A 15,233-nucleotide genomic window follows, 5' to 3' on the forward strand; every position below is an offset into this window, starting at 1 on the left:
GGGGGGGGGGGGGGGGGGGGGGGGGGGGGGGGGGGGGGGGGGGGGGGGGGGGGGGGGGGGGGGGGGGGGGGGGGGGGGCGGGGGGGGGGGGGGGGGGGGGGGCGGGGGGGCGGGGGGGGCGGGGGCGGGGAGGGGGGGGGGGGGGGGCGGCCCCCCCCCCCCACTTCATTTTTGCGTTGTCGCGACAGCCGGATGCGGTGGACGACGTTCGCGTGTGTCTCTAAATCAGAAGCGACACAGCGAAAGGACGATCATGGGTCAGCTCAACGCCGGCATCGTGCCGGTCACGGCCTTCCAGCAAAACTGCACCATCCTCTTCGACATGGACGACAGGCAAGGCGTCGTCGTCGATCCCGGCGGCGACATTGACAAGGTGCTGGCAGTGCTCAAGGACAATGCGATCAACGCCGGCGCGATCTGGATCACGCATGGTCACATCGACCACGCCGGCGGCGCCATGGACCTGAAGGACGCGCTCGGCATCGAGATCATCGGCCCGCATGAGGCCGACCGTCCGTTGCTTGCCAATCTCGAGAACCAGGCGAAACACTACGGCATCACCGATCCGGTGCGCAACTGCGTGCCCGACCGCTTTCTCGGCGAAGGCGATACCGTCTCGTTCGGCCAGCACGCGTTCGAAGTCTTTCATTGCCCGGGCCACGCGCCCGGCCATGTCGTCTTCTACAATCGTGCTGCGAAGTTCGCCCATGTTGGCGACGTGTTGTTCCGCGGCTCGGTCGGGCGCACCGATCTGCCGGGCGGCGACCACGCCGCGCTGATCGCCTCGATCAAGGACAAGCTTCTGCCGCTCGGCGACGACATCGGCTTCATCTGCGGCCATGGTCCCGGCGGCCGCTTCGGCGAGGAGCGCCGGAGCAACCCCTTCCTGATTTAAACGCGTCGTGGCTGCGTAGCCTCACGCGGCGCGCGTCGGTCTCTCCTTTCCTTATGACGCCGAAAAAAAGCGCTGTCCTTGCGGACAGCGCTTTTTTTGGGGGGCAGGGAAGCCTCAGTTCGCGGTGCAGAAATGCTGTTCGCCGTCATAGCCGGTGAACGTGCCGGTGCGGCCGTTGAAAGAGCGATAGCGATCCGAACAATATTCATACCAGCCACGGGTCCATGGCTCGGCATAGCCGTCATTGTAGGCGACCCGCGGTTCCGCGTAGTAGCGGCGCACCGGGGCGGGCCGCCGTGGATAACGATCATAATCGTCATAGCCGGGGTCGTAATAGCTGGGCTGCGGGTTGTTGAGCGCACCAACGATCAGGGCGCCGGCCGCGAGGCCAAGGACGCCTGCCGCGATCGCATCGCCATTGCCACGATGGTGGTGCCGGTGGCGCCAGTCACCAGCGCTGGCCGCCGGCAAGGTCGCGAGCGTGGTTACAACGATCGCGGCGGACAGGACGGCGGTCTTGAGAATTCGGTTCATCTCGGTCTCCTTCATGCCGGCCCGGGTAATCTGCGGCCCGGGTAATCTGTGGGTAATCTGGGGGATGCGGTCCGGCTTTACCGAAGATTAATAGGCGACCGTGGCTGAACGGGGGCTGAACGAAATTGGCGGGCTGGGACCAGTCGATTTATCGATCAGGCATGGCGCAAGGCACAAATATTGTACGCTCAACAAGGAGCGGAGCTGCGCCAGCGGACCGCCCGACGCTGTCTCGAGCTCGGCTCAGCCGATCGACAGGTTGACGGCTTTCGGACCCTTGCCGCGCTTGTCCGGCTCGGTGTCGAATGTCACCTTCTGCCCATCCTCAAGACCGGGAAGACCCGACGCCTGCACGGCCGAAATATGGACGAAGACATCCTTCGCGCCATCATCCGGCGTGATGAAGCCGAAGCCTTTGGCATGATTGAAGAATTTGACGGTGCCGGTCTGCGGCATGGGAAGCTCCTTTGATCCCATCAAGTCCAGTTTCGGGCCGGCAAATGCCCGAGTGGAAATTTGTCGTTTATTTTAGCGCCATCGGCAAGAGAAAGTTTTGCGAGCAGTGGCTTGCCGCCCTGCCACTAAAAAAGGCGCGACGAAACCGCCGCGCCTTCGAAACTCGGGTCCGGCGCTGAAAGCCGGTTCAAGGCCTTTGGAGCGGCCTCGGGCTCATTCCTGGCACCTCCGGCTTCGCACGTCCCCTAGGGCACGTCCGGGCGGACATGCGCGCCGACGGTTCAGTCCGCGCGGAGATTGACCGCCTTCGGCCCCTTGCCCATGCGGTCGGGCTCGACATCGAACGTGACCTTCTGGCCATCGACGAGCGTGCGGAGGCCCGAAGCCTCGATCGCCGAGATGTGGACGAACACGTCCTTGGCGCCGTCGTCTGGCGTGATGAAGCCGAAGCCTTTGGTAGCGTTGAAGAATTTAACGGTGCCGGTCTGGGCCATTGGGGAAACTCCTTCACCCGTGTCAGTCTTTGTGGTTTGCCCGCCGCCTGACGCCGTGGGCAAGTCCCGGTGGTTGCTTCGGCAGTCATGCATTGGCGCATGGTTAGAACCCCCCGCCGAAAAACGGGGCCGTCAGAGATTCACAGTATCGGGGAAAGGTCGTCCAAAACGTTCCGCTCTCCGGGTCGCAAATGCCCGAACACAAAATTTATCGCACGGAAACGCGATGGTTGCAAGGTAGCGCCAACGGCCGCTCATGGGCGCCTTCGCACACATGGCATCGACAAAGCGGGGTGCTCGCCCGGTGGTCATCGGCCATAGCCCGGCCACGCATGGTCCAGCCTGCTGGGAGCCTGCAAACAGGGGTTGCATTCGGCGGGTGGAATGGCGAGGGTCGGCTTCATTTTTGGCATGCCGTTGTCCCAAACCGCTTCGCACCCTCGGGTCAGAGTCGGCAGCTTTGGGTGACATGCATTGGAGCGGGGGCTCGAGGGAGGTCTGGTGGTGAAATTTCCTGCGGCAATCTTCTCGCGACAGGGTTTTGCCATCCTGTTGCTGTCGGCAGTACTTGCAGCCTGTACCGCGGTGGTGGTGGAGGAGGACGGACCGGGGTACCGCCCGCCTCGGCCCGAGCCGCAATTTTGCACCAGACAATATGATCCGGTCTGCGCCCGGCGCGGTGGCGACCGCCAGACCTTCGCCAATGCCTGCCTTGCCGAGCGGGCCGGATATCGCATCATCAGCGGCGGCCGGTGCCGCGACGGTGGCGGTGATGGAGAGCAGACATTCTGCACGCGCGAATACCGCCCGGTCTGCGCCCGCCGCGGCGGCGAGTTGCGCACCTTCCCCAACGCTTGCGAGGCTCGCGCCGCCGACTATCGCATCGTCGACGACGGTCCCTGCTGAGAGGCTGGTTTCCTCCCCGTCTCCGGGCGAGGAGGCTCATCCATCAACTGGGCGCAGCCGCGCGACGGCAGCTGGCGGCTCATGCCTCTACGCCGGCAGCCCCGCCCTGCGGCAATAGGCGATGAACTCGGCCGCGGGCATAGGTTTGGCAAACAACCAACCCTGACCATAGTCGACGTCGCGTTCCATCAGGTAGTCGACCTGTGCCTGCGTCTCCACGCCCTCGGCAATGATCTTCAGCTTCAGCGTCTTGGCCATGTCGATGATATGCGGCGTGACGGAACTGGTGGCGGAATCCGTAGCGATCGTGTCGATGAACGACTTGTCGATCTTCAGCGCATCGAGCGGCAGGCCCTCGAGATGGGACAGGCTCGAATAGCCTGTGCCGAAGTCGTCGATTGCGACCGCATGGCCAAGCTCGCGGGCGCGAATGACGGTCGAACGCGCTGAATCGACGTCGACGAAACCGCGCTCCGTCGCCTCCAGCCAGATCTGCCGAGGCTGAATTCCGGTGTGCTGCAGGGCCTTTTCGATGACCGGAAGGACCCTTGCCGTTCTGACGTCGGCCGGGCTGAGATTGATCGCGATGTGGAGCGAACGATTGGCGACAAGAAGTTTTTTCAGGTCCAAAACAACAAGGGCGATGATCTGGTCGGTGATTGCCGCGATCAGGCCGCTCTCTTCGGCCAGCGGGACGAAAAGATCGGGCCGGACCAGCGAGCCGTCGGGTCGTCTCCAGCGCACCAGCGCTTCGGCACCCACGCAATTGCCTGTCCTGAGCGCGACGATCGGCTGATAGTGGACGATAAACTCGTGCTTGCGCACGGCAATCTGCAATTCTCCAAGCGGCGACAGCCGCCGCCGTGACAGCCAGACAACCATGCCGATGATGAAGGCGGCGATGAAAGCGCCGAGGGGAAGCAACAGCAATTGCCGCCTACGCACGCTGTCGACAATCTGGCTTTCCGGTTCGGTGGCGACGGCGATCCAGTCCGTCCCGCGCACCGCGGCAAACAGATGACCGTCATCCAGGCCTTTGCCCGGGTCGGCGATGATCTTGCCGATGCGGGCAGGATCAGGCCCGTTCAGCGCGCTGAGCAGGACGCCCGTGTTTGTCGCCAGGGCAAGCTGAACGTCGGGATCGACGACGATGTCGACAAAGCGCAGGGGGTCGATAAGGACATTATGGCGCTTGTACTGCAGGGCCATCAACGGATGGTCCTGGTTGGCCAGGGGCCGTATCCGGGCAGTGACGGTAACGCCGTCTGCAGCGGTGAAATCCGGTGCGGCTTGCGTAACGCGTCCTTCGGTCGGTCCCCAGGATGTGCATTTGAGCAGGCCGTTTTCGAAATAGCCCATTTCTTCGATCGAGCGCGTGTTGATGGTGAGCCGCCGCATGCGGGCAATGTGGTCCACCGAACAGCGGTCGCCGGTGAACCGGTCGATCTCCCGCAACGCGCCGGCTGCATCCATGAGGGATATGCTGGCCCTGGCGATCGCGCGGTTGGCGAACAGCTCCAGCCGCTCGTGTTCTTCTTGAACCGCCAGGACCCATGAAAAGTGGAACATCGCCGCGATGGGCACTATCGCACCGAGCAGGGCCAGCACCACCGCAGTCACGATGATGCGCGACCTGTCCATGTGCGCCTCCCTGCATTCGGCTGCGAGCGACGATTTCGCGCGCGGCCCGCCAGGCAGCCAACTGTGATCGGCCCGGTTCCAGCGGACCTTATAGGGCTTCGAAATTACATGATCTTTAATCCGGCCCGCGATGGCTGGATGAATGCAGGGCTGCTCATCCGTCCGCCGCTAGCCCTTTGACTTCGGTTTCAAACCGGCTTCCGCCTGCTTGACAGCCGAGCCGAAGGGCGAGGCCGGCTTTGCTGCCGTCTTGTCCTTCTTGGGCTTGCGTGTCTCGCGGTTGCTGCGCTGTTGACCCTTGGCCATTTCCTGGTCCCTCGTGATTGATGAACATGGTGGCGACGGTTGATGGGCGGCTAGCCGTTTGGATCGTTGGCCACTTCGAGATTGTCTTCCGTGGCGACCCGCTCATGGGTCTCCTCGTTGCTGCGGATGCGGTATTGCGGCGAGCCGTCCTTGACCGGCAGCTTGCTTTTGATCTGGAACAGCTCGGCGGTCTTCTGGACAAGGCCGGTGCGGCTCTTCATGCGAACGGTCTGGCCGATCGCGAAAAGATGCGCAGGCGTGTCGGTGCGCGGGCGCGCGTTCTGCTGGAAGCGGATCATGCGGCATTCTCCTGGTCGCGCCTCAGCGCGGTTTCGAGTTCGGCGAAGTCGATGGCGACCAATTGGCTGGTCTGGCTTTTCACCGTTCTCGCCGGCAAATGGATGAAAGTGGCGACACGGCGCCAGGCAAGCCACGAGATGCCATCGACAAGCTCCTCATCGTGGTCGATGTCGTAGTCGCCGGCCGGCAATTGTCCGTCCAGGCCGCCAATCATGAAGGGTGCCTCGAAATGCGCGATGGAATGGGTAGTTCGGCCAGACATTCTCGTGCCTCGAAGTGTCGTCTTGGATCCGATAGGGTGGTGCCCGCTTCGCGGCACCGGGACTTAAGGTCGTGGGTCCCTGTTCGGCAATTTGGGTATCGGCAATTTGGGTATCGGCGATCTGGAATGAGTTTGGCGGGTCGAGAACTTCTGACGCCGCGAGATGCCAAGCTTGGCCCAAAAAACGATCTCAATTCATTAATCCCAAAATGCGGTTTATTCAAGAAGATTCCCGCCCGTCGCCGACCTCGTCGTAAATTTACTTTTCTAGGGCTATTTGGGAAATGGTGATACGGTCCGGAAACTTCACAAGAATTGTTTGAGATTGTGCCGGAAAAATTCATCCCGGCATCGATTTTTATTTACATCTGAAAGGAAAAATTATGTTTTCCGTGAAAACACCTGATGGTTCGACCGTAACCATCAAGCCGATTGTCAAGCAGATCGCCGGGCCTGCGAAAGTCGTGTCGGCACGGCTGACGATACGAAGTGACGAGGCAGCCAGGCGCAGGATCGCCGATACCGACGGCACGCTGCGGCGGGCCAGACAGGTTGCGGAGACCAACCGCCTGATCTGACCTGGCCGGGCCATGAACCAAGGATTTCCGGCAAGCTGGCCTGAGAACCCTTGAACCTGCCGCGCCGATGGCCTAGATCGCGGCAGGCGGACAAAACACGGCAGGTTTCCCATCAACAGAGATCCGAGAAGACCGGCAGGCGCGGGCGGCAATTTCGGCTCAGGCGGACAGCCGCCGCTGGGGCTCGACCAGCGCGTGCAGCAGGCACTGCAATTGCATCAGGCGGGGCGCCGGCAGGAAGCCGAGATGCTCTACCGGCAGGTGCTGGCGCAAAAGGCCAATCATGCGGCGGCAGCACATTTCCTCGGTTTGCTGCTGCACCAGACCGGGCGTAGCGCCGAAGGACTTGATCTCCTCGAGCAGTCGGTGCGCCTGCAACCCAAGAATCCAGATTTCCTCAACAATCTCGGCACGGTGATGCGCGACCTCGGCCGTGTCGGTGCAGCCGTCGATTTCTTCCGTGGCGCGGTGGCAATCCGGCCGGAGCAACTCGCGGCGCGCGACAATCTCGGCTCCTCGCTGAAGCAACTCGGCCAGTTCGAGGGCGCGGAGGAGATCTATCGCGGCACCATCGGCCGCAACCCGTTCCATGTCCGCGCCCGCATCGGGCTTGCCGAAACGCTGCAGGAGGCTGGGCGGCTCGACGAGGCGCTCGCCGTCTTCCGCGAAGCATTGGCAATTCGGCCGAAGGACGCCGACCTGCTGCACGGTCTGGGCGTCGGGCTGATGGAGAAGGGCAGCCTCGCAGAGGCAGCGGAGCATTTCCGGCAGGCGCTGGCGGTCGATCCCGGCGTGGCCAGGGCCTGGCTGATGCTCACCCAGGTCAAGCGCCAGCAGGAGCGCGACGCCGAGCTTGCCGGGATGGAGGCGCAGCACGCCAAGGCGCCGGAAGGCAGCCTGGCGCGTATGCAGCTTTCGTTCGGCCTCGGCAAGGCCAATGACGACCTCAAGGATTATGGCCGTGCCTTCGATTATTTCGCCGAAGGCAATGCCATCCGCCGCATGGGCATCGACTATGATGCGGACAAGACACGCGCCGAATTCGAAACGATGAAGGCGGTGTTCGACAAGGCCTTCTTCGACAAGCACAGACCGAGCGGGATTGCCGACGACACGCCGATCTTCGTCGTCGGCATGCCGCGCTCCGGCACCACGCTGGTCGAGCAGATCATCGCCAGCCATCCGCAGGTCTATGGCGCGGGCGAGCTCGGCATATTGAAGACGGCGGTGGGAAAACAGTTTCCGCCTGGTATGAAGGGAGGTTTCCCCAGCGGGATCGCTGACCTGCCCGACAAAGCCTTTGCCGAGGCAGGCCAGGCCTATCTGGACCTGCTGCACGCCCGCTATCCGGGTTTCCGGCATGTCACCGACAAGATGCCCGGCAATTTCCTTTTGGTCGGCTTCATCCATCTGATGCTGCCCAAGGCCAAGATCATCCATTGCGCGCGCGACGCGGCGGCGACCTGCCTGTCGATCTACAAGGTGCATTTCCGCGGCGACAGCCACCGCTACGGCTACGACCTCGGCGAGCTTGCCGATTTCCACAATCTCTACACCGACATCATGGCGCATTGGCGCACCGTTTTGCCTGATGTCGTGCATGATGTGCGCTACGAGGATTTCGTCGCCGACCAGGAAGCGCAGACGCGGGCGCTGATCGCCTATCTCGGCCTGCCATGGGACGATGCAGTGCTGTCGTTCCACGAGACCGACCGGCCGGTGCGCACGGCGTCGGCGGCGCAGGTGCGCCAGCCGATGTACCAGGGCTCGGTCGATCTGTGGAAGCGCTATGGCGACCGGCTCAAGCCACTGCTCGACCGGCTGGCGTAATGCGGGCCTACAACTCAATGAAGGGCTGAAAGCCGCCGAAGATCATGCGCTTGCCGTCGAACGGCATCGCCGACCAGTCGGACTTCAGCCGCTCATCGGCCATGACCTTGGCCATCACCGCATCGCGGCTCTGCCGCGATTCATAGACGACCCACGAGAAGACGACGATCTCGTCGTCCTTGGCCTGCACGGCGCGCGGGAACGAGGTCATTTCGCCATAGGGCACGTCGTCGCCAATGCACTCGACATAGGCGAGCGCGCCATGCTCCATCCAGACGGTGCCGCCCAGCTGCGCCATTTTCTTGTAGGCATCGAGATTCGCCTTGGGTACGGCGAGAACGAAACCATCAACATAGGACATTGTGGGTTCTCCTTGTTGGATTTTCCTTCTCCCCTTGTGGGAGAAGGTGGCCGAGCGAAGCTCGGTCGGATGAGGGGTGTTCCAGGGAAACACCAACGTCTCGTTTCTTCCAGCACCCCTCATCCGTCTCGGCGCTGCGCGCCGATCCACCTTCTCCCACAAGGGGAGAAGGAAGAAACGGTGGCGCTACGCCGCCTTTACTGGCGCGTTCATCGCCCACTCCACGCCGAAGGGATCAGTCAACTGACCCCAGCGATCGCCCCAGAACATCACCTGCAGCGGCGTGCCGACCTTGCAACCGGCATCGATGGCGCGCTGCCACCAGGCGTCGATCTCGTCGCTGCCGAGATGCAGCTGCATGGTGAAGCCCTGCGGCTTCACCGGGGCCATTCCGTGCTCGGGATAGAAGTCGGAAATCATCAAGGTCGAACCGTTGATGTGGAGATGGATGTGCATCGTCCGGCCCTGCTCGTCCGGCGGGTAGAAGAACACCTGCTCGGCGCCGAACGCCTTCTGATAGAATTCCGAAGCCTTAAAGGCGCCGTCCAGTTGAAGGTAGGGCGTCAATCCGCCGAGGACTTTCGCTTTAGGCTGGGTTTGGGGCTGGTCGTTCATCTTTTTGCTCCTCTCTGCGTTTGGTTTGACCTTGCGGACCACAGGACGAATGAAGCGGCGGCGATCCTACACGTCAGATGCTTTTTTTAATGCCGGGACCAGATGCGCCGGGCCGTCGGCGGTTGAAGTGACCCTGGGCGACGCGCAAGGCTTATGACGGCGCCGCTGCGGCCGGTTGGTCTCTTCAACTTATCATCTTGCCTCGGACAAGGAGATTGCAATCCGGCGGCTGTTTTGCGCGTCGACGACGATCTCCGGCCAGCCGATGTCCTTGCGCAGTTCGATCGGCAATGAAAGCAGGGCGCGCTCGCTGCGGTAGCGGGCGCGAGCCGCCGAGTAACGGGTCGCGATGCGACCTACGGACGACAGAATGGACATGATGCTCTCTCCTCGATTGGCGCCGGCATCACCGTGTCGGCATCCCAAGGACGTGGCACGCGGCCATGATCCGACAGAGCGTCGGATTTTTTTGCCGCAAAGCTTCAACCGCCCGCTTCTGCCACCGATCGGAAGAAGTCTTCCGGGCTGTCGATCTCGGCCAGCCGCCGCTTCTCGATCAGCCAGAAACGGTTGCCGATCGCCCTGATGAAGGAGCGGTCGTGCGATGCCAGCACGCAACTCGCCTGATGGCCGAGCAATTCTGCCTCCAGCGCTTCCTGGCCGTCGATGTCGAGATGGTTGGTCGGCTCGTCGAGCAGGTAGAAATTGGGATTGGCGAGCCTCAGCGCCAGCATCATCAGCCGCGCCTTCTGTCCGCCCGACAGCACGCCGATCCTGCGCTCCTGCATGTCGATACCGACGCCTGCGCCCGCCAGCAGCGAGCGGGCGCGCTGCTCGCCGACGTAGAATCTGCGCGAGAGCATCGCCAGCGGCGTGTCGTCGCCGCTGATGCCCGACAATGCCTGGTCGCTGTAGCCGAGCACCGTCGACGGCGTCACCTTCACGCCTTGTGTTGCCGTCTCTGGCTCGACGACGGCATTTCTGATCAGGCTGATCAGCCGCGACTTGCCGACGCCGTTGCGGCCGAGCAGCACGATGCGGTCGCCCTGGCAGATGTGGCGCTTGCCGGTCCTGAACAGCAGCGTGCCGTCAGGCGTTTCGACCGCCACGTCGTCAAGCGTGATCAGCACCTTGGCATGGGTGCCGCGATTGGCGAGCTTTATCGCGCCCGCCGATTTTTCGCGGTGCGCCGGCGCTGCGACCTCTTCGAGGCGCTGGGCGCGCTGGTTGAGCTGCTTGGTCTTGACCGTCAAAAGGTCGCTGCCCGAATTGATGCCGATGTTGTTGAGCTTGGCCGCCTGCCGGCGCAATTGCTGCGCCACCTTCATGTCGCGCTGGAACTTGCGCTCGGTCGAGGCGTCGACTTCGCTCAACGCATCGCGTGCCCGCGAATAGGGCAACGAAAATACCGGCGACTGTTCGGGGCGCAGGAACAGCGTCCGGTTGGTCGTTGCGTCGAGGAACGCCCGATCGTGGCTGGCGATCACCACCGGCGCCTCGCGCGGCAGTGCGTTCAGCCAGGTTTCGAGCTGGCTGATCTTGGCGAGGTCGAGATGGTTGGTCGGCTCGTCGAGAAGCAGGACATCGGGATCGGTGACCCAGACGCGTGCGATCAGCGCCAGCCTTTGCCAGCCGCCGCTCAAGGCCCGCATCGGCCGCTCGCGCATCGGCTGCGGCACGTCGAGTGAATCGAGAACGACATCGACGCGCCATTGCTCGCTTTCGGCCTGCTCGGCCGGCAAGGCGTCGGCCACCATCTGCTGAAAGCCATGCTCGGCCAGTGCTGCGGGAACGGCTTGCTCGACATAGCCGACGCGCAGGCCGCGCGTGCGGGTGATGTCGCCTGCTGTCGGCTCCACCTCGCCGGTCAGGCATTTCAGCAAGGTGGACTTGCCGCGGCCGTTGGCGGCGACGATGCCGAGCCGGTCGCCGGTGCCGATGCTGAGGTCAAGGTTGGAAAAGAGCGGCGCACTCATGGTGACGCCGAGGGACTTGAGGCTGATCAGGGCCATGTTGGTTTCTCTGGTCTGCCCGGAATAAAGGTCCGGTTCGATGCACTTTGACGGTGCGCAGGCAGGCCAGCAGGCTCGGCGTTACGGCACCACGAAGGCAGACCAAGAAAATCGAAGCGGGAGAACCCGGACCGTCTCTGGTCAGCCCTGCAAGCAAGCTCGCAGGGCAGGGGCAGGGCCGCGCTGACGGTGGTGGGAAAACAACACGCAGCCCTCCTTTCAAGACGTTCGAGTTGTAGAACTGGCTACACCAGGGGAGGGGCCGATGGCAAGGGGGCGTGTAAAAGTGAGCTAAGCGCTGAAGTTGCCAATCTCCCCCCCTTGTGGGGGAGATGTCCGGCAGGACAGAGGGGGGCGCGAAGGAACGCTACCGCCCCGGCCGGCCGGTCTTGCCGGGTCGGCGCTTTTCACGGCGGGCATCGGCCGGATCCTCGTAAGAGCCGATGCCAGCGCGCTGGCGGATAACTGGTTTGGCCGAATCGTCGCGTTCCTCCGCGCCCGTTTGGCGGGAGATCGGCTGTGGCTTGGCCGGCACTTTGCCCTCAACAGGCTTTTCAGTCCGTCGCACCGTCATTTCATCGAGCGAGTTCTTCTTGAACAGCGGCTTGGTCGGCTCGCCGGGGATGCCGAAATCGGAGCCGTGCGCCTCCTCGGCCGACTGTTTCTTGAACAGCGAGCGTGACACCGCCCCGGCGGGCGTCGGCATGTCGGTGCCCGGACCCATCGCATCGAGCGAAGGCTTGGCGAATAGCGGCTTCTTGACCGGCACGGCCCCGTCGGCGCCCATCTCGTCGAGCGCGGGCTTGCGGAACAGCCCCTTGCCGTCGTCATCCACCGTGCGGTGGATGGCGCGGCCCTTGTTGTGCTTGCCCTTTTCGCGGCCCGAAACCGGGCTTTCCATGTCGGCATATTTGGCCAGCGGATCGTCTGAGATGGACAGCTCCATCTCGCGCAGCCGCTTGATCTCGTCGCGGATGCGGGCTGCCTTCTCGAAATCGAGATTGGCGGCTGCGTCGCGCATCTGCTTGTCCATGGCATCGAGATGGGCTTTCAGATTGTTGCCCATCATCGCGCCGGCGCTGTCGGTGAACTGCGAGATGTCGGCGCGGACGTGGTCCTTCTCGTAGACCGAGTCCAGGATGTCGGAGATGCGCGACTTGACCGATTCCGGGGTGATGCCGTTGGCCGCGTTCCACTCCATCTGCTTTTCGCGGCGGCGGTTGGTCTCGGCCATCGCCCGCTCCATCGAGCCGGTGATCTGGTCGGCGTAGAGGATGACCTTGCCGTCGACGTTTCGGGCGGCGCGGCCGATGGTCTGGATCAGCGAGGTTTCGGAGCGCAAAAAACCCTCCTTGTCGGCATCGAGGATGGCGACGAAGCCGCATTCGGGAATGTCGAGGCCTTCGCGCAAAAGGTTGATGCCGACCAGCACGTCGAAGGCGCCGAGGCGCAGATCGCGCAGGATCTCGATGCGCTCCAGCGTGTCGATGTCGGAGTGCATGTAGCGGACGCGAATGCCCTGCTCGTGCAGATATTCGGTCAGGTCCTCGGCCATGCGCTTGGTCAGCACGGTGACCAGCGTGCGGTAGCCGGCTTTTGTCGTTTCGCGGATTTCGCCGACGACGTCGTCGACCTGGGTCTTCGCCGGGCGCACCTCGACCGGCGGATCGATCAGGCCGGTCGGGCGGATGACCTGCTCGGCAAAGACGCCGCCGGACTGCTCCATCTCCCAGGCGCCGGGCGTCGCCGAAACCGCGACCGAAAGCGGGCGCATGGCGTCCCATTCCTCGAAACGCAACGGCCGGTTGTCCATGCAGGACGGCAGACGGAAACCGTACTCGGCCAGCGTCGCCTTGCGGCGAAAGTCGCCGCGATACATGCCGCCGATCTGTGGGATGGTGACGTGGCTTTCGTCGATGAAGACCAGCGCATTGTCGGGGATGTACTCGAACAGGGTCGGCGGCGGATCGCCCGGCTGGCGGCCGGTGAGATAGCGCGAATAGTTCTCGATGCCGGCGCAGGAGCCGGTGGCTTCCAGCATCTCGAGGTCGAAGCGGCTGCGCTGCTCCAGCCGCTGCGCCTCGAGCAGGCGTCCGGCGCGCTCGAGTTCGACCAGCCGCTGCTTGAGCTCTTCCTTGATCGACTTGATAGCCTGATTCAAGGTCGGGCGCGGCGTCACATAGTGCGAATTGGCGTAGATCTTGACGCTCTTCAATTCGCCGGTCTTCTGGCCGGTCAGCGGGTCGAACTCGGTGATCGCCTCGATCTCGTCGCCGAACAGCGAAATGCGCCAGGCGCGGTCCTCAAGGTGGGCCGGAAAAATCTCGATCGTGTCGCCGCGCACGCGGAACGAGCCGCGGACAAAGTTGATGTCCTGCCGCTTGTATTGCTGGGCGACGAGATCGGCGAGCAGCGCGCGCTGGTCGAGCCGGTCGCCGATCTGCATCTGGAAGGTCATCGCCGTGTAGGTCTCGACCGAGCCGATACCGTAGATGCAGGACACCGAGGCGACGATGATGACGTCGTCGCGCTCCAGCAGCGAGCGCGTCGCCGAATGGCGCATGCGATCGATCTGTTCGTTGATCGAGGATTCCTTTTCGATGAAGGTATCCGTCCGGGGCACATAGGCTTCCGGCTGGTAGTAGTCGTAGTAGGAGACGAAATACTCGACGGCGTTTTCCGGAAAGAATTTCTTGAACTCGGAATAAAGCTGCGCGGCCAGCGTCTTGTTGGGGGCGAGGATCAAGGCAGGGCGCTGCGTCTCCTCGATCACCTTGGCCATGGTAAAAGTCTTTCCCGAGCCGGTGACGCCGAGCAGCACTTGGGTGCGGTCGTTGTCGTTGACGCCCTCGACAAGGTCCTTGATCGCCGTCGGCTGGTCGCCAGCCGGCTCGAAATCCGACACCATCTTGATGGCAATGCCGCCTTCGGACTTTTCGGGCCGGGCTGGGCGATGCGGCGTCCACAGCACGCCGTCCTTGTGCAGCGGGTTGCCGGACTCGATCAGCGCCGACAGCGCCGCCACGGTGGCGGTGACGCCGCCGGAGGCCATGGTCTCGGCTTCCTCCAGAGAAACATCGAGGCCGGCAACCGGATTGAGGCCGGCCGCGGTTCGCTCCCGCGCCGAAGCCGCGCCGCCCATCGAGGTGCCGCGCGCCGTGCGGCCAGGGGAAGAGGAGCGTTCGGGGATCTTTTTCGCCTTGGCGACTTCCCTCCCCCTTGAGGGAAGGGTGGCGGCGGAGCCGCCGGGTGGGGTCGGTGCGGCCGGGCTCGACGTGCCCTCATGTTGAGCGCTTCCTTTGCCGACCCCCTCTGTCGCCTTCGGCGACATCTCCCCCTCAAGGGGGGAGACTTGGCGCCCTTCCTTTTCGGCTTCCTGCTCGATCTGCTCGGCCCAATCGGCGATCGAGCCGGTCAGCGGCGTGCCTGAGAATTCGGTCTGCGGCGCCTCGGCAAAGCCGCCCTTGTGCAATGGCTCCGACGCATCGAGGAAATCGGTCAACGGGCTGCGCCGCTTGGGCGGCGAAGCACGATCGTCACGCGCCGGCGGCGGCGTCTTTTTGTCAGGAAGTTTGGCCATGCCCTGAATATGGGAGGTATCGGCCAAAATGGAAAGAGCGGAGTGGCGCACGGTTCAAGGCGAAACCAGGCTGCTGACACAAGGGTGTCAGGAGCGATGTCGAAACGCCCTCAGTTGAACCACAGTGCAAAGGTCAAAAACCCGGCGCCGCCGAACTGGCGCCGGATCTGGTCGAACTCTTCGCTGGTTAGGATCTTTCCGCTCTCGAGATAGGGCGCGATGGCCGGGCCGGTGATCGACAGCACCAGATCGAAGGGCTTTGGCTCGTCGAAGAAGCGCTTCATGTCGATGCCTTTGTCGGCGAAGCGGAAATGCGGCAGCAAGGTGCGGCCTTCGAGCAGGTCCTCGGCCATGTCAAGCGCGGCGTGCCAGGCCTGGACCTGCTCCTCGCCGACCGCCAGGCCGGTGAGCGGGCTGGCGCCTTTCTGTTGCGGGCCGGGCAGCCATTCACGGTCGTTGTCGG

General features: G+C 63.4%; 16 protein-coding genes and 1 pseudogene. 4 read left to right on the forward strand and 13 right to left on the reverse strand.

Annotated features, from left to right (window positions below):
• Nucleotides 1-253 precede the first annotated feature (253 nt).
• Nucleotides 254-895 carry an MBL fold metallo-hydrolase gene (locus AC0L3D_RS34150; protein ID WP_023799873.1) on the forward strand — a complete coding sequence of 214 codons (642 nt, stop codon included), beginning with the start codon at nt 254-256 and terminating at the stop codon, nt 893-895.
• A 114-nt stretch (nt 896-1,009) separates the two neighbouring features.
• On the opposite strand, the gene AC0L3D_RS34155 is transcribed toward AC0L3D_RS34150, so the two are convergent.
• The 3 genes from AC0L3D_RS34155 to AC0L3D_RS34165 all read right to left on the reverse strand — a co-directional run bounded on the left by AC0L3D_RS34155 (nt 1,010) and on the right by AC0L3D_RS34165 (nt 2,379).
• Complete coding sequence (locus tag AC0L3D_RS34155) at nt 1,010-1,429, reverse strand: BA14K family protein (RefSeq protein ID WP_031255241.1); 420 nt, start codon at nt 1,427-1,429, stop codon at nt 1,010-1,012.
• Between the two features lie 243 nt (nt 1,430-1,672).
• Nucleotides 1,673-1,885 carry a cold-shock protein gene (locus AC0L3D_RS34160; RefSeq protein WP_006202521.1) on the reverse strand — a complete coding sequence of 71 codons (213 nt, stop codon included), beginning with the start codon at nt 1,883-1,885 and terminating at the stop codon, nt 1,673-1,675.
• A gap of 281 nt (nt 1,886-2,166) precedes the next feature.
• Nucleotides 2,167-2,379 carry a cold-shock protein gene (locus tag AC0L3D_RS34165; protein ID WP_023799871.1) on the reverse strand — a complete coding sequence of 71 codons (213 nt, stop codon included), beginning with the start codon at nt 2,377-2,379 and terminating at the stop codon, nt 2,167-2,169.
• Nucleotides 2,380-2,883: 504 nt separating this feature from the next.
• On the opposite strand from AC0L3D_RS34165, the gene AC0L3D_RS34170 reads away from it, so the two are divergent.
• The gene (locus AC0L3D_RS34170; protein WP_023799870.1) at nt 2,884-3,285 is read left to right on the forward strand and encodes a Kazal-type serine protease inhibitor family protein; all 402 of its coding nucleotides are present in this window, start codon (nt 2,884-2,886) and stop codon (nt 3,283-3,285) included.
• 87 nt (nt 3,286-3,372) lie between these two features.
• On the opposite strand, the gene AC0L3D_RS34175 is transcribed toward AC0L3D_RS34170, so the two are convergent.
• The 4 genes from AC0L3D_RS34175 to AC0L3D_RS34190 form a co-directional block, all read right to left on the reverse strand.
• Entirely contained in the window at nt 3,373-4,926 is a 1,554-nt protein-coding gene (locus AC0L3D_RS34175; RefSeq protein ID WP_473647284.1) for an EAL domain-containing protein, read from the reverse strand.
• Nucleotides 4,927-5,094: 168 nt separating this feature from the next.
• Nucleotides 5,095-5,232 carry a hypothetical protein gene (locus tag AC0L3D_RS34180; protein ID WP_023799867.1) on the reverse strand — a complete coding sequence of 46 codons (138 nt, stop codon included), beginning with the start codon at nt 5,230-5,232 and terminating at the stop codon, nt 5,095-5,097.
• 50 nt (nt 5,233-5,282) lie between these two features.
• Nucleotides 5,283-5,531 carry a hypothetical protein gene (locus AC0L3D_RS34185; protein WP_473647285.1) on the reverse strand — a complete coding sequence of 83 codons (249 nt, stop codon included), beginning with the start codon at nt 5,529-5,531 and terminating at the stop codon, nt 5,283-5,285.
• Nucleotides 5,528-5,794: a hypothetical protein gene (locus AC0L3D_RS34190; protein ID WP_023799865.1), complete on the reverse strand. Its 267-nt coding sequence runs from the start codon at nt 5,792-5,794 to the stop codon at nt 5,528-5,530. Before AC0L3D_RS34190 ends, AC0L3D_RS34185 begins: the two co-directional genes overlap by 4 nt.
• A gap of 383 nt (nt 5,795-6,177) precedes the next feature.
• Here AC0L3D_RS34190 and AC0L3D_RS34195 point away from each other — a divergent pair, with 383 nt between their 5' ends.
• Complete coding sequence (locus AC0L3D_RS34195; RefSeq protein WP_023799864.1) at nt 6,178-6,372, forward strand: hypothetical protein; 195 nt, start codon at nt 6,178-6,180, stop codon at nt 6,370-6,372.
• Between the two features lie 195 nt (nt 6,373-6,567).
• The gene (locus tag AC0L3D_RS34200; RefSeq protein WP_023799863.1) at nt 6,568-8,202 is read left to right on the forward strand and encodes a tetratricopeptide repeat-containing sulfotransferase family protein; all 1,635 of its coding nucleotides are present in this window, start codon (nt 6,568-6,570) and stop codon (nt 8,200-8,202) included.
• A 7-nt stretch (nt 8,203-8,209) separates the two neighbouring features.
• Here AC0L3D_RS34200 and AC0L3D_RS34205 read toward each other — a convergent pair whose 3' ends face one another.
• From AC0L3D_RS34205 to AC0L3D_RS34230, 6 genes and pseudogenes are all read right to left on the reverse strand, one after another.
• Entirely contained in the window at nt 8,210-8,563 is a 354-nt protein-coding gene (locus tag AC0L3D_RS34205) for a DUF1428 domain-containing protein (RefSeq protein ID WP_023799862.1), read from the reverse strand.
• A gap of 186 nt (nt 8,564-8,749) precedes the next feature.
• Nucleotides 8,750-9,178: a VOC family protein gene (locus AC0L3D_RS34210; protein ID WP_023799861.1), complete on the reverse strand. Its 429-nt coding sequence runs from the start codon at nt 9,176-9,178 to the stop codon at nt 8,750-8,752.
• Nucleotides 9,179-9,370: 192 nt separating this feature from the next.
• Nucleotides 9,371-9,556 (reverse strand): hypothetical protein, encoded by a 186-nt coding sequence (locus AC0L3D_RS34215; protein WP_023799860.1) that lies wholly within the window; start codon nt 9,554-9,556, stop codon nt 9,371-9,373.
• Nucleotides 9,557-9,660: 104 nt separating this feature from the next.
• Nucleotides 9,661-11,190, reverse strand: coding sequence for an ABC-F family ATP-binding cassette domain-containing protein (locus tag AC0L3D_RS34220; RefSeq protein ID WP_023799859.1), 1,530 nt, complete (start codon nt 11,188-11,190; stop codon nt 9,661-9,663).
• Between the two features lie 367 nt (nt 11,191-11,557).
• Entirely contained in the window at nt 11,558-14,770 is a 3,213-nt protein-coding gene (gene uvrB / locus AC0L3D_RS34225) for an excinuclease ABC subunit UvrB (RefSeq protein WP_473647286.1), read from the reverse strand.
• 110 nt (nt 14,771-14,880) lie between these two features.
• Nucleotides 14,881-15,233 (reverse strand): annotated as a pseudogene (locus tag AC0L3D_RS34230) (hypothetical protein); the annotation flags it as partial.

Source organism: Mesorhizobium sp. WSM4837, assembly GCF_055811435.1.

Coding starts and splice junctions, on each gene's coding strand:
- AC0L3D_RS34150 (WP_023799873.1), top strand. CDS start 254: ATGGGTCAGCTCAACGCCGGCATCGTGCCGGTCACGGCCTTCCAGCAA.
- AC0L3D_RS34155 (WP_031255241.1), bottom strand. CDS start 1,429: ATGAACCGAATTCTCAAGACCGCCGTCCTGTCCGCCGCGATCGTTGTA.
- AC0L3D_RS34160 (WP_006202521.1), bottom strand. CDS start 1,885: ATGCCGCAGACCGGCACCGTCAAATTCTTCAATCATGCCAAAGGCTTC.
- AC0L3D_RS34165 (WP_023799871.1), bottom strand. CDS start 2,379: ATGGCCCAGACCGGCACCGTTAAATTCTTCAACGCTACCAAAGGCTTC.
- AC0L3D_RS34175 (WP_473647284.1), bottom strand. CDS start 4,926: ATGGACAGGTCGCGCATCATCGTGACTGCGGTGGTGCTGGCCCTGCTC.
- AC0L3D_RS34180 (WP_023799867.1), bottom strand. CDS start 5,232: ATGGCCAAGGGTCAACAGCGCAGCAACCGCGAGACACGCAAGCCCAAG.
- AC0L3D_RS34185 (WP_473647285.1), bottom strand. CDS start 5,531: ATGATCCGCTTCCAGCAGAACGCGCGCCCGCGCACCGACACGCCTGCG.
- AC0L3D_RS34190 (WP_023799865.1), bottom strand. CDS start 5,794: ATGTCTGGCCGAACTACCCATTCCATCGCGCATTTCGAGGCACCCTTC.
- AC0L3D_RS34195 (WP_023799864.1), top strand. CDS start 6,178: ATGTTTTCCGTGAAAACACCTGATGGTTCGACCGTAACCATCAAGCCG.
- AC0L3D_RS34205 (WP_023799862.1), bottom strand. CDS start 8,563: ATGTCCTATGTTGATGGTTTCGTTCTCGCCGTACCCAAGGCGAATCTC.
- AC0L3D_RS34210 (WP_023799861.1), bottom strand. CDS start 9,178: ATGAACGACCAGCCCCAAACCCAGCCTAAAGCGAAAGTCCTCGGCGGA.
- AC0L3D_RS34215 (WP_023799860.1), bottom strand. CDS start 9,556: ATGTCCATTCTGTCGTCCGTAGGTCGCATCGCGACCCGTTACTCGGCG.
- AC0L3D_RS34220 (WP_023799859.1), bottom strand. CDS start 11,190: ATGGCCCTGATCAGCCTCAAGTCCCTCGGCGTCACCATGAGTGCGCCG.
- uvrB (WP_473647286.1), bottom strand. CDS start 14,770: ATGGCCAAACTTCCTGACAAAAAGACGCCGCCGCCGGCGCGTGACGAT.